This is a genomic window from Sphaerisporangium corydalis, assembly GCF_025506355.1.
GTDB lineage: Bacteria > Actinomycetota > Actinomycetes > Streptosporangiales > Streptosporangiaceae > Sphaerisporangium > Sphaerisporangium corydalis.
Window position 1 is genome coordinate 91,887 of sequence record NZ_JANZYP010000026.1, and the last position, 12,350, is coordinate 104,236.

The window sequence follows — 12,350 nt, forward strand, 5'->3', positions numbered from 1 at the left end:
GTGACCACTTACGTCAAGAGGCCCGGATGAGATCGGCCGCCCTTTCGGCGATCATGATGGTCGGCGCGTGGGTGTGTCCCCGGTTGAGCATGGGCATCACCGACGCGTCCACCACCCGCAGCCCTGGCACCCCGACGACCCTGAGGGACGGATCCACCACCGCGTCGTCGCCGACGCCCATCTTGCACGTGCCGGCCGGGTGGTACAGCGTCTCGCTGTGCTCGTGCACGAACCGGGTGAGCTCCTCGTCGGTCTCCTCGCCGCCGTAGGGCGCCATGGGCCCGCCCGCGTACGGCCGGAGCGCCTCCGAGGCGAACACCTCCCTGGCCCTGCGCAGCCCGGCGACCAGGCGGCGCGCGTCGGCGGGGGCGGTGAGGTAGCAGGGGTCGATCACCGGCTCGCCGTCGGCCACCGTGATACGGCCCCGGCTCTCCGGCTGGAGCAGCACGACGCCGATGGTCAGCCCGTGCCCGGACGGCGGGGTCAGCCCGTGGTCGGCGAACGCCACCGGCGCGAACAGCAGCTCGATGTCGGGGGCGGGCTCCTCGGCGGAGGTCCTGATGAACGCGACCGCCTCGCCCACGTTGGAGGTCAGCATGCCGCTGCGGCCCAGCAGGTAGCGAGCCAGGTTGCCGGCCGACTCGGCCCGCGCGAGGGTCACCGGCTCGGGGCACGCGAGGATGACCGCCGAGGCCAGGTGGTCCATGAGGTTGCGCCCGACGCCGGGCAGCTCGTGCCTCGGCTCGACGCCCGCCGCCCGCAGGTCGTCGGGGTGGCCGATGCCCGAGAGGATCAGCAGGTGCGGCGACCCGATCGCGCCCGCGGAAAGGATCACCTCCCTGGTCGCCGTCACCCGCAGCCCCTCGCCGTACTCCACGCCGGTGGCCCGCCCGTCCTGGTCCAGCACGATCCTGCGGACCTGCGCGCCGGTGAGCACGGTCAGGTTGGGGCGGCGCGTCGCGGGCCGCAGGTAGGCGTCGGCGGCGCTCCACCGCCGGCCGCGGTCCTGGGTGACCGGGGTCGGGGAGAAGCCCTCGTTGGAGGGGCCGTTGAGCTCGTCCAGCCGGGTGAGCCCGATCTCCTCGCACGCGCGCAGGAAGGCCAGGGTCGTCACGTTGGGGCTGCGCAGCTCCGAGATGTGGATCGGGCCGTCGGTCCCGTACACCTCGCCCCGGTTGGAGCCGGACCGCCGCTCGGCGCGCTGGAAGTACGGCAGGACCTCGTCGTAGGACCACCCCGGCAGGTCCCAGCCGTCGTAGTCGGCGCGGTGCCCGCGCACCCACATCTGGGCGTTGATGGAGGAGGAGCCGCCGAGGGTCTTCCCGCGCGGCCAGTACAGCTCGCGCCCGGACATCTCGGCCTGCTTGGCCGTGCTGTAGTTCCAGTCGTACGGCGTCTTGAACAGCTTGGAGAAGGCGGCCGGGATCCTGATCTCCGTCTTGCGGTCAGGGCCGCCCGCCTCCAGCAGGGCCACCCGCACCGAAGGGTCCGCCGACAGCCGGTTGGCGAGGACGCAGCCCGCCGAACCGGCCCCGACGATGATGTAGTCGTATTCCATTGACGCCTCCGAGGGATGGTAAGCAGCCCTTCACGTACTTACGCCGGTTCTGGCGCTACGTCCACGCTCGTTACCGATTAGTAGCTATCTGCTGCCAGGATGACGCCAGCAACAGGCGGGGTCGCGGCCTCGACCGCCCAGCGAGGAGGACATCCATGCTCAATCTGTCGGTCGTCCTGGAGGACAGCGCCCGTGAGCACCCCGACCGCACGGCCGTGGTGCTCGGGGACGTGCGGATGCCGTACTCGCTGATCGACACCCTGGCCAACCAGGTGGCCAACCTGCTGGTCTCCCGGGGGATCGGCAAGGGCGACAAGGTGGCCCTTGCCTGCCCGAACATCCCTTATTTCCCGTTCATCTACTTCGGCATCCTGAAGGCCGGCGCCACCGTCGTCCCGCTCAACGTCCTGCTCCAGGCGCGGGAGATCGCCTACCACCTGCGCGACTCCGAGGCCAAGGCGCTGTTCTGCTTCGAGGGCACCCCCGAACTGCCGCTCGGCGCGCGCGGTCACGCGGGGTTCCGCGAGGTGATCCCGGCGGGCGAGCCGCACGCGGACGACTTCTTCATGCTGCCCACCCTCCCATTCGGCACCGAGTCCGGCATCGAGGGCGTGCCGACCCTGTGGAAGGCCCTGGAGGGCCACTCCGGCCGGTTCGAGACCGTGGCGACCGCGCCGGACGACACGGCGGTCATCCTCTACACCAGCGGCACCACCGGGCAGCCCAAGGGCGCCGAGCTGAGCCACCAGAACATGCTGATGAACGCCATCGTCTCCGACGAGATGTTCGAGGTCGCGGGCGAGGACGTCTTCCTCGCGGCGCTGCCGCTGTTCCACTCCTTCGGCCAGACCGTCATCATGAACGCCGGGTTCCGGCGCAGGGCGAGCCTGGTGCTGGTGCCGCGCTTCGAGCCGGCCGCCGCGCTGTCCCTGATGCGGGACGAGGGGGTCACGCTGTTCGCGGGCGTCCCGACGATGTACTGGGCCATGCTCACCACGATCCACGCCGGCGGCGCCGAGGTGCCGATCAGCGTGCGGACGGCGGTCTCCGGCGGCGCGTCGCTGCCCGTCGAGGTGCTCAAGGACTTCGAGAAGACCTTCAGCGTGCCGGTGCTGGAGGGGTACGGCCTGTCGGAGACCTCGCCGGTGGCGAGCTTCAACCGGGCGGGCGGGGGCGCCAAGGCGGGGTCGATCGGCACGCCCGTGTGGGGCGTGGAGATGCGGCTCGTGGACGCGGAGTGGAACGACATCGAGGGCGAGGAGCCCGGCGAGATCGCGATCCGGGGCCACAACGTGATGAAGGGCTACCTCAACCGGCCCGAGGCCACCGCGGAGGTCATGCGCGACGGCTGGTTCCGCACCGGCGACATCGCCACCCGGGACGCGGGCGGCTTCTACTTCGTCATCGACCGGGCCAAGGACATGATCATCCGTGGCGGGTTCAACGTCTACCCGCGCGAGCTGGAGGAGGTCCTGATGACCCACCCGGCGGTCTCGCTGGCCGCCGTCGTCGGGGTCCCGCACGAGTCGCACGGCGAGGAGATCAAGGCGTTCGTCATCCCGAGGGCGGGGGCGGACCTCACCGAGGAGGCCCTGGTGGCGTGGGGCAGGGACAACATGGCGGCCTACAAGTACCCGCGCCTGGTGGAGTTCCGTGAGTCCTTCCCGATGACCGCGAGCGGCAAGATCCTCAAGCGCGAGCTGCGCTGACCCCGGCAGGACCCCTGGGCGTCGACCGCCGGACCCCGGCGCGCGAGTCCACATCATCTATGCCATGAATTCCCCCCTAATGGGGGCAAACCTACGAGGAGGCCGGTTCGGCGATCTCTGGAGGCGATGGCATGGACGTCCGCGAGCAGATGCGGCGGATCCCGGACTTCGACAGGTTCCCCAGCGTGGACGAGATGCACGCCGAACTGGACGAGATCGCCGCGCGCCACCCCGGTCTGGTCCGGTTGCGCCGCATCGGCACCTCCCGGCTCGGCGAGCCGCTCCGCGTGCTCACCGTCGGGGACGGCCCCCGCGACGCCCTGGTCATCGGCGGCCCGCACCCCAACGAGCCGATCGGCTCGCTGACGGCCGGCCAGCTCGCGTGGCGGCTCTGCGAGGACGCCGGGCTGCGGGAGGAGCTCGGCTACCGCTGGCACCTGATCCCCTGCGTGGACCCCGACGGGGCCCGCCTCAACGAGGGCTGGTACGCCGCGCCCGGCGACCGCCGCCGGTACGCCAGGCACTTCTACCGGCCCGCCTGGGCCGACCAGGTGGAGTGGACGTTCCCGCTGACCGGCGACGGCTACACCTTCGACAGGACCCTGCCCGAGACCGAGGCGCTGATCGGGGTCATGGACGAGGTGCGGCCCGCCTTCGTGTACTCCCTGCACAACGGGGAGTACAGCGGCGCCTACTACTACATCAACCGCGACGACACCGTCCTGGCGGCCCGGCTCACCGAACTGCCCGGCCTGGAGGGCATCCCGCTGCACCACGGCGAACCTGAGCTGCCCGGCGCCACGCTGATCGCCCCGGCCGTGTACCGCAGCCCGGGCGGGGCCCGCCAGGCCGAGATCTTCGGCGCCGGGGGCGGCAGCGCGGACTACGCGGCCCGGTTCGGCGCCCTCCACCTGATCACCGAGCTGCCGTACTGGGCCGACGCCCGGGTGGCCGACACCACCCCGACGTCCACGCCGTACGGCGACGTGCTCAAGGCCGGGCTCTCCGCCCAGCGGGACCTGATCGACACCCTGCGCCCGGCCATGGACGCGGTGCGGCGCGACCTGACCGTGCGCTCGCCGTTCCGCCGGTCCGCCGAGGACATGTTCGACACCTACCGGAAGTTCGGCGACGAATGGGAGGGGCTGCCCGGCGCCGACCGGCCGGCGACGGTGGCCGAGCGGTTCGGCAACCGCCAGACGCTCCACATGCGCCGGCTGCGCTTCGCCGGGACCTTCTGCCGGATGCTGGACGCCGAGGCCGCCGCCGGCAACCTCACGCTCGCCGTGCGCCGGGAGCGGGCACGGGTGCGTGAGCTGTTCGAGGGGTGGTGCGACGAGGCCGAGGAGGAGTCGGGCGGGCGCCCGATCCCGCTGCGCGGCCTGGTCGCCGTCCAGCTCGCCGCCGCGCTGGTCGCCGCCGAGCACGCCAGGACCTGAACGCCGCGCCGTCCACGACGCCGCCCGTGAACGACGACCGGCGCCCCGCCTGGGCAGGCGGGGCGCCGGTTCACACGCCCGTCCGGGAGGGCCGGCTCACCGGCCCGTCCAGGAGGTCAGGGCCAGTCGATCGACGGGCGCAGGGTGACGCCCGACTCCCCGTCCGCGCCGAGCTTGACGCCCAGCACCTGGTGGAGCTGCACCTTGTTGCGCTCGAAGCCGACGATGCACCCGGCCATGTACAGCCGCCAGACCCGCGCCGTCCCCTGCCCGACCTCGGCGACGGCCTCGTCCCAGTGGGCGTCCAGGTTGGCGCACCAGCCTTCGAGGGTCTTCGCGTAGTGCTCGCGGAGGTTCTCCTCGTGCCGGATCTCGAACCCGATGTCCTCCATCTCGCGGACCAGGACGCCGACCGACTCCAGCTCGCCGTCGGGGAAGACGTACCGGTTGATGAAACCGGTCTTGTTGATCGTCCTCTCCTTGCCGGTGGGCCGGGTGATGCAGTGGTTGAGCAGCCGCCCGCCGGGCTTCAGCTTCCCGTACAGGAACTTGAAGTACCCGGGGAGCTGGTCCTTGCCGATGTGCTCGGTGAGGCCGATCGAGCTGACGGCGTCGAAGTCGCCTTCGGCGACGTCGCGGTAGTCGAGGTGGCGGACCTCGGCCAGCTCCGACAGCCCCGCCTCGGCGATCGCCTTCTGCGCCCATTCGGCCTGCTGCCGCGACAGCGTGACGCCGAGCGCCTTGACCCCGTAGTGCTCGGCGGCGTGCATGACCATGCCGCCCCAGCCGCACCCGACGTCCAGCAGGCGCATGCCCGGCTCGAGGGCGAGTTTGCGGGCGACCAGGTCGAACTTGGCGTACTGCGCCTCCTCGAGCGAGGAGTTCTCCTCAGGGAACACGGCGCAGGTGTAGGCCATCGACGGGCCGAGCACCCACTCGTAGAACCGGTTGGACACGTCGTAGTGGTGGTGGATCGCCTCCGCGTCACGCTGCTTGGCGTGGCGGCTGCCGAGTTTCGCCAGCGTGCTCCGCCGTACCTCCTGGGGTGGTGGAGGAACGCGCATGAGCAGCGGCTTGACCCCGAGCGACCTGGCGACGGAGATCTTCTCCTTCACCGGCAGGTCGTCGAGGGTGACGCGCGCCATCTCCGACAGCAGGGTGTACATGTCCCCCTGCACGTCGATATGACCGGCGATGTAGGCCCGCGCGAGCCCCATCTCCCCTGGCGCCTGGGCCAGGTAGGCGACCGCGATCGGGCTCTTCACCTCGATGCGGACGGCGGCCTCGGAGGGACCCGCCTTGCTACCGTCGTAGGCGGCGAACTCGACGTTCGCCTCCGGCCCCACGATCTTCTCGAAGATCTGGGCGAGTGTCATCGAACCAACCTCCTCAACGCCCCCGTACGCATTTGTCATAGAGGTCGAGCAGCCGCCCTCCCGGGTCGTAGGCCCGTTTGACCGGCCAATAGGCGTCACCGTTGTAAAGACGCCAGAACTCCTCACGGGGGTAGAACGATGTCGAATACAGGGACTTGTGGCCGCCGAGTCCGTGCACGGAGTTCTCGATCAGACGGTTGTGGTACCCGTCGGACTGTCCGCGCGGCAGGGCGACCATGCCCCAGAATCCGAAGTTCACGTAGAGCTTTCCCGGCTCCAGCGGGTAGACCGGCCACTCGCCTGTGGCCTTGAGGGGGCACATCCAGACCGGGGCCATGCCCACCTTGTCGTGGAAGAACGAAAGGAAGTCCGCGCCCCTCTCGACGGGCACCTCGACGTCCTGGATGACCGACTCCTGGGTGGCGTTGTCGCGCCACCGGTCGATGCGGGCGGTCACGCCGTACTTCTGGTCGAGCCCGACGAGCCTGCGGTAGACGTCCGAGCGCAGCCAGCGCCGGGGCATCAGCGAGCGGACCAGCGGCTGCTGCACCCCGAAGGCGCGCGAGCACCAGAACCAGTCGGTGTCCCAGCGCCACAGGTAGTCGCGGACGGTGAGCCAGTCGCGGGTGCGGGTGCGGATCGACTGGTAGTAGATGCGCATCCCGGTGTAGTCCGAGGCGTACGGCGCCCGCTCGGCGAACTGTCCCACGGTGATGTACATCTCGCCGGGCGCGAAGAACGTCCCGTCGATGAAGTCGATCTCCTCGCCGTCGTACCGCCCGGTGTCGCAGATCTCCTGCATGGCGAGCATGCACTTGTCGGCGTCGGAGAACGGGATGTGCGTCAGGCGCACGTACGGCTGGACGGGAAGCAGCTTGATGCGCAGCCGCAGGGCGTAGCCGAGGGTGCCGTAGGAGTTGGGGAACGCCTTGAACAGGTCGCTGTGCTCGTTGTCCGCGCGGGCGACCACGATGCGGCCGTCGCCGGTGAGGATCTCCATCTCCTCGACCGACTCGTGCGGCAGCCCGTGGCGGAAGCTGGACGACTCGATGCCGAGCCCGGTCACGGCCCCGCCGAGAGTGATCGTCTTGAGCTGCGGCACCACGTGCGGCATCAGCCCGGACGGCAGCGTGGCGTCGACGAGGTGCTCGTAGGTCGTCATACCCTGGACCTCGGCGGTCCTGGTCTCCGGATCGACCTGGATCACCTTGTCGAGATCGCGCGCGGACAGCTTGGCCGACCTTCCCGCCTCGCGGAAGCGGAACAGGTTGGTGGTCGGCTTCGACAGCCGCGGGGAGGAGCCCTCGGGGAGTGCGGTGTAGGACTCCCTGATCTGCTCGACGGCCCTGCGATGGGCCGTCATCTGGGCGGTCGTCCTCACCGTGCGATCTGGCATGCCACCACCCCCTAGTACTAAGTGTGTGGAGATCGTCGCTAGAACGCTATCTCCTGAGATGACCACCGACCAGAGTAGACACGTTAAACCCGCGCAAACTCAGGGCCCCCCTCCGAAGCACCGGGACGCGCGAGCTAGCGTCGTTCCCGCGGGCGGGCGAGGTCGGCTTACCAAGCGTTTGCTCGCCCGCGTGGCGGCCGTCTATCGTCGGCATGGCACCTGAGGAGAGAACCGATGAGCCGGAACGACGGCGAGCAGATCACATCGTACGACCACGGCCGGGGTCCGCTGGCCGGAGTGCGCGTATTGGAGCTGGCCGGGCTCGCCCCTGGTCCGTTCGCGGGCATGATGCTGGCCGACCACGGCGCGGAGGTCCTGCGGGTCGACCGGGTCGCCACCGTCGCCAAGGCCGGCGACCGCCCCCGCACCGACGTCATGGACCGGGGCAAGCGGACGATCGGGCTCGACCTGAAGTCGCCCGACGGCGTCGCCGCGTTCAAGGACCTGGCCACCCGCGCCGACGTGGTCATCGAGGTCTTCCGCCCGGGCGTGGCCGAACGCCTCGGCATCGGCCCCGCCGACCTGGCCGCCGTCAACGACCGGCTGATCTACGGCCGGATGACCGGCTGGGGACAGGACGGCCCGCTCGCGCCGACGGCCGGGCACGACATCGACTACATCGCCGTCGCGGGCGTGCTCTCGACGCTCGGCCGGGAGGGCGGCAAGCCCACCCCGCCGATCAACATCCTCGGCGACTTCGCGGGCGGCGGGCTCATGCTGGCCTACGGCGTGCTCCTCGCGCTGTTCGAACGCGAGCGCACCGGCAGGGGCAAGGTGATCGACGCCGCGATGGTGGACGGCGCGGCCACCCTGTTCGCGATGTTCTACCACACCGCCCAGGCCGGGTTCTGGGGCCCGCGCGGCACGAACCTGCTCGACACCGGCGCCCCGATGTACGACACCTACGAGACCGCCGACGGGCGGTATGTGGCGGTCGGGTCGCTGGAGCCGGCCTTCTGGGCCGAACTGGTGGCCAGGACCGGGCTCACCGACCTCCCCAGCCGGGACGACCGGGCCAACTGGCCGGCGATCCGCGAACGGCTCGCGGCGGCGTTCAGGACGAAGACCCGCGCGGAGTGGGAGGAGATCTTCGACGGCTCCGACGCGTGCGTCTCGCCCGTCCTCGACATGAGCGAGGCGGCCGGGCATCCGCACAACGTGGCCCGGGGCAGTTTCGTCGAGGTCGAGGGGGTCGTCCAGCCCGCGCCCGCGCCGCGCCTGATCGGCAGCGGCCGGGGCGACCTCGCCCAGGCGACCCGGCTGCACGACCTGACCTCCTGGGGCCTTCCCGACGACCGCGCCAAGACCCTGCGCGCCGCGGGCGTCCTCGCCTGACCCTGCGGCGGCTTCCCTGGACCACGGGTGGCCATCGGCGGGTGATGCCGGGCTGCCCGGACGCTCCAGGCCCGGTGGGCGTCCTGGGGCCGTCCGCTCGCCGATTGTCCGGGTTCGTGGCCGGTCAGATCTGGGCGCGGTCCCGGGTGTGGCCGGCCGGGATCGGGTTGTGGCCGGGCAGGACGGCCAGGTAGAGGTCGACGCCCGCGCGGTGGTGGACCTCCAGGTCGGTGGTGAAGGCCCGCGCGGGAATGCCGCCTCCCTCGGTGTGCCGCCACACCTGCTGCCAGGCCTCGATCAGCGCCTGGGGCATCGGGCCGTGCGCCTCGACCTTGAGCGACTGCACGCCCGGGACGCGGACCGCCACCATGCCCTCGGGCAGCCCGGCCGCCGTACGCACCGCCACCCCGACGATCTGCGTGTACGCCCCCTGCTGGCCGCTCTCGTAGTCGATCAGCACGGCGTAGAGGTTCTCGTCGACGCGCCCCGGCACGTGGGCGAAGGCCCCCGGCGCCCCGGCCCGCGCCCACAGCGCGGGGAGCTGGGCCCGTGACGGGTCGGCCTCCGCGGCGTTGTTGGTGCGCACTGCGTGACCGACCACGAGCACCTCCGGCCGTTCAACGATGATCATCGCGCCTCCAACTCCAGGGCCGTCCATTCGCTCGACTCGATCGCGCCGTCAATGTATCCGTACTGCACGATCGACGTCTCGATCATCGCGCACAGAAGGATCGCCCCGGTCATTCGATGACCCCATCGGCGGACATAGCACTTAAATAAGCTGGAAAGTCCCATTGTTCCCGCGAATCGCATAGGCTGGACCAACGTGCGATTCCTCAACGATCAGGCGCCGATCTACGACCTGACCTACAGCGACGTGTTCATGGTCCCCTCGCGGTCGGCCGTGGGCTCCCGCCTCGCCGTGGACCTCTCCTCCGGCGACGGTACCGGCACCACGATCCCCGTCGTGGTGGCCAACATGACCGCGGTGGCCGGCCGCCGCATGGCCGAGACGATCGCCAGGCGCGGGGGCGTCACCGTCATCCCGCAGGACATCCCGATCGACGTCGTCGCCGACGTCATCGACTGGGTCAAAAAGCGCGACCTGGTCCACGACACGCCGATCACCCTGGCCCCCCACGAGACCGTCGGCGAGGCGCTGAACCTCCTGCCCAAGCGGGCGCACGGCGCCGTCATCGTCATCGACGGGGAAGGACGGCCCATCGGCGTCGTCACCGAGGCCGACTGCCACGGAGTCGACATGTTCACCCAGCTCTCCCAGGTGATGTCGGGCTCCCCGCTCACCATCCCCGCCGGGACCGACCCGAGGGCCGCGTTCGAACTGCTGCACGGCGGGCGCCACCGCCTGGCCCCCGTCGTGGACGGCGAAGGCCGGCTCGTCGGCGTCCTCACCCGCACCGGCGCGCTGCGCGCCACCCTGTACGAGCCCGCCCTGGACCCGCGCGGCCGCCTGCGGGTCGCCGCCGCCGTCGGCATCAACGGCGACGTCGCGGCCAAGGCCAAGGAACTGCTCGACGCCGGAGTGGACTGCCTGGTCGTCGACACCGCGCACGGGCACCAGGAGAAGATGATCGCCGCCCTCTCGGCCGTACGCGGCCTCGACCCGGGCGTCCCGGTGGCCGCCGGGAACGTCGTGACGGCGGCCGGCACCCGTGACCTCGTCGAGGCGGGCGCCGACATCGTCAAGGTCGGCGTCGGGCCGGGGGCCATGTGCACCACCCGGATGATGACCGGCGTCGGACGGCCGCAGTTCTCCGCCGTCCTCGAATGCGCGGCCGAGGCCCGGCGGCTGGGACGCCACGTCTGGGCCGACGGCGGCGTCCGCCACCCGCGCGACGTCGCGCTGGCACTGGCGGCCGGCGCGTCCAACGTGATGATCGGATCATGGTTCGCCGGCACCTACGAGTCGCCGGGCGACGCCCACACCGACGCCGACGGCCGCCGGTACAAGGAGAACTTCGGCATGGCCTCCGCGCGGGCCGTACGGCTGCGCACCGCCGAGGACACCCCGTTCGACCGCGCGCGCAAGGCGCTCTTCGAGGAGGGCATCTCGACCTCCCGGATGTACCTCGACCCGGTCAGACCGAGCGTCGAGGACCAGATCGACGCGATCGTCGCCGGCCTGCGCTCCTCCCTCACCTACACGGGCGCCACCACCCTGGAGGAGTTCCACGACCGTGCCGTGATCGGCATCCAAAGCGCCTCCGGCTACACCGAAGGCAAACCCCTCCACCAAAGCTGGTAACCCCCACCCCACCCGCCCCGCGCCAACCAGCGCAGGCCACACACCCACCCACGCGCGCCACGCCGACCCAGCCCCAACCCCCCGCCGCCACACCTGCCTCAGCCCTCCCCCACTAGGTACACCCTTGCCGGTCGAGAAAACGACCACCCGAAGGCGGCACTGACGTCCCCGGACGGGCCTCGAATCCCGGCGGTAACAGGCGTCACAGCCTGATAGGGCTGAGACGTGACGCGCATGATGTCCTGACCGGTACGTCGTCACCCCGAGAATGGTGATAACCCGCCTCCGGCGGGTAGTCGGCGCGAAAAGCGACTCCCTAGCCGCGGAGGCGGAATCCCCCCATGATCGGTTCTTCACCCGGGCTGACCCCGGCACCCGCCGTAGACCGGCGGCTCCTGGTCAGCTACGACAACTACCCTGCCGCGCAGCGTGTCGTCGACACGCTCTCGGACTCCGGATATCCCGTGCAGAACGTCGCCATCGTCGGCAACGACCTGCGCATGGAGGAGACGGTCACCGGACGGCTGACCAACGCGCGCGCGGCGCTCTCGGGCGCGATCAGTGGCGCGGTCTTCGGTCTCGTCGTCGGCCTGTTCCTCGGCCTGTTCACCTCGACCACGGCGTCGTTCTTCGCGCTGACGGTGTGGGCCATACTGTGGGGCGCCGTGATGGGAGCCGCTTTCGGCTTCGCCAGCCACGCGTTCAAGGGCGGCACGCGCGACTTCACCTCGCGCAGCGCGATCGTTGCCGGCCGCTACGACGTCCTCGTCCCCTCCGCCGGGCTGGACGAGGCCCTCGCCGTGCTGGAAGGCGGCACCAGACCCGCCGACACGGTCGTGGTCGCCCGCCCCCCGTCCAGCGGCCTCCTCCAAACCCCCACCCCCTCCACCCCCGAATCCATCCCCACCCCGAACTACACCCCCACCCCGGAACCCGGCTTCACCCCAGAGTCCGACTTCACCCCGGAACCCGATTCCACTCCGGAACCCGACTTCACCCCGGAACCCGATTCCACTCCCGAATCCAGCCCCACCCCGAAGTACACCTCTCCCCCAAAGTCCAGTTTCACCCCGGCGTCCGACTTCACCCCCGAACCTGACTCCACCCCGGAGCCCTACTCCACCCCGGAGCCCCGCCCCGTCCACGAGGCCGCCCCGACCCCGGAGCCCAGCCCCGTCCAGGAAGCCCGCCCGGGGCGAGAGACCCCCGCC

Annotated in this window: 9 protein-coding genes; 5 read left to right on the forward strand and 4 right to left on the reverse strand. The window is 70.9% G+C overall.

Annotation, left to right across the window (positions count from 1 at the left end; genetic code table 11):
- Positions 1 to 13: 13 nt before the first annotated feature.
- Positions 14 to 1,558, reverse strand: coding sequence for a GMC family oxidoreductase (locus NYZ98_RS19450; RefSeq protein WP_262844239.1), 1,545 nt, complete (start codon positions 1,556 to 1,558; stop codon positions 14 to 16).
- A gap of 155 nt (positions 1,559 to 1,713) precedes the next feature.
- Between NYZ98_RS19450 and NYZ98_RS19455 the strand changes: the two genes are divergently transcribed.
- Positions 1,714 to 3,267 carry a long-chain-fatty-acid--CoA ligase gene (locus tag NYZ98_RS19455; RefSeq protein ID WP_262844240.1) on the forward strand — a complete coding sequence of 518 codons (1,554 nt, stop codon included), beginning with the start codon at positions 1,714 to 1,716 and terminating at the stop codon, positions 3,265 to 3,267.
- A 131-nt stretch (positions 3,268 to 3,398) separates the two neighbouring features.
- A complete protein-coding gene (locus NYZ98_RS19460; protein ID WP_262844241.1) occupies positions 3,399 to 4,706 on the forward strand; it encodes a M14 family zinc carboxypeptidase in 1,308 nt (435 codons plus the stop codon).
- 116 nt (positions 4,707 to 4,822) lie between these two features.
- On the opposite strand, the gene NYZ98_RS19465 is transcribed toward NYZ98_RS19460, so the two are convergent.
- Positions 4,823 to 6,082, reverse strand: coding sequence for an SAM-dependent methyltransferase (locus NYZ98_RS19465; RefSeq protein WP_262844242.1), 1,260 nt, complete (start codon positions 6,080 to 6,082; stop codon positions 4,823 to 4,825).
- A gap of 13 nt (positions 6,083 to 6,095) precedes the next feature.
- Positions 6,096 to 7,478, reverse strand: coding sequence for an FAD-binding oxidoreductase (locus tag NYZ98_RS19470; RefSeq protein ID WP_262844243.1), 1,383 nt, complete (start codon positions 7,476 to 7,478; stop codon positions 6,096 to 6,098).
- Positions 7,479 to 7,712: 234 nt separating this feature from the next.
- On the opposite strand from NYZ98_RS19470, the gene NYZ98_RS19475 reads away from it, so the two are divergent.
- Positions 7,713 to 8,873, forward strand: a complete 1,161-nt coding sequence (locus tag NYZ98_RS19475; protein ID WP_262844244.1) for a CaiB/BaiF CoA transferase family protein — start codon at positions 7,713 to 7,715, stop codon at positions 8,871 to 8,873.
- 124 nt (positions 8,874 to 8,997) lie between these two features.
- On the opposite strand, the gene NYZ98_RS19480 is transcribed toward NYZ98_RS19475, so the two are convergent.
- Positions 8,998 to 9,504, reverse strand: a complete 507-nt coding sequence (locus tag NYZ98_RS19480) for a GyrI-like domain-containing protein (RefSeq protein WP_262844245.1) — start codon at positions 9,502 to 9,504, stop codon at positions 8,998 to 9,000.
- A 195-nt stretch (positions 9,505 to 9,699) separates the two neighbouring features.
- Between NYZ98_RS19480 and NYZ98_RS19485 the strand changes: the two genes are divergently transcribed.
- Together NYZ98_RS19485 and NYZ98_RS19490 are read left to right on the forward strand one after the other, a co-directional pair.
- The gene (locus tag NYZ98_RS19485; RefSeq protein ID WP_262844246.1) at positions 9,700 to 11,139 is read left to right on the forward strand and encodes a GuaB1 family IMP dehydrogenase-related protein; all 1,440 of its coding nucleotides are present in this window, start codon (positions 9,700 to 9,702) and stop codon (positions 11,137 to 11,139) included.
- Between the two features lie 341 nt (positions 11,140 to 11,480).
- Positions 11,481 to 12,350, forward strand: an 870-nt coding sequence (locus NYZ98_RS19490) for a general stress protein (protein ID WP_262844247.1), incomplete at its 3' end; no start/stop codon positions are given.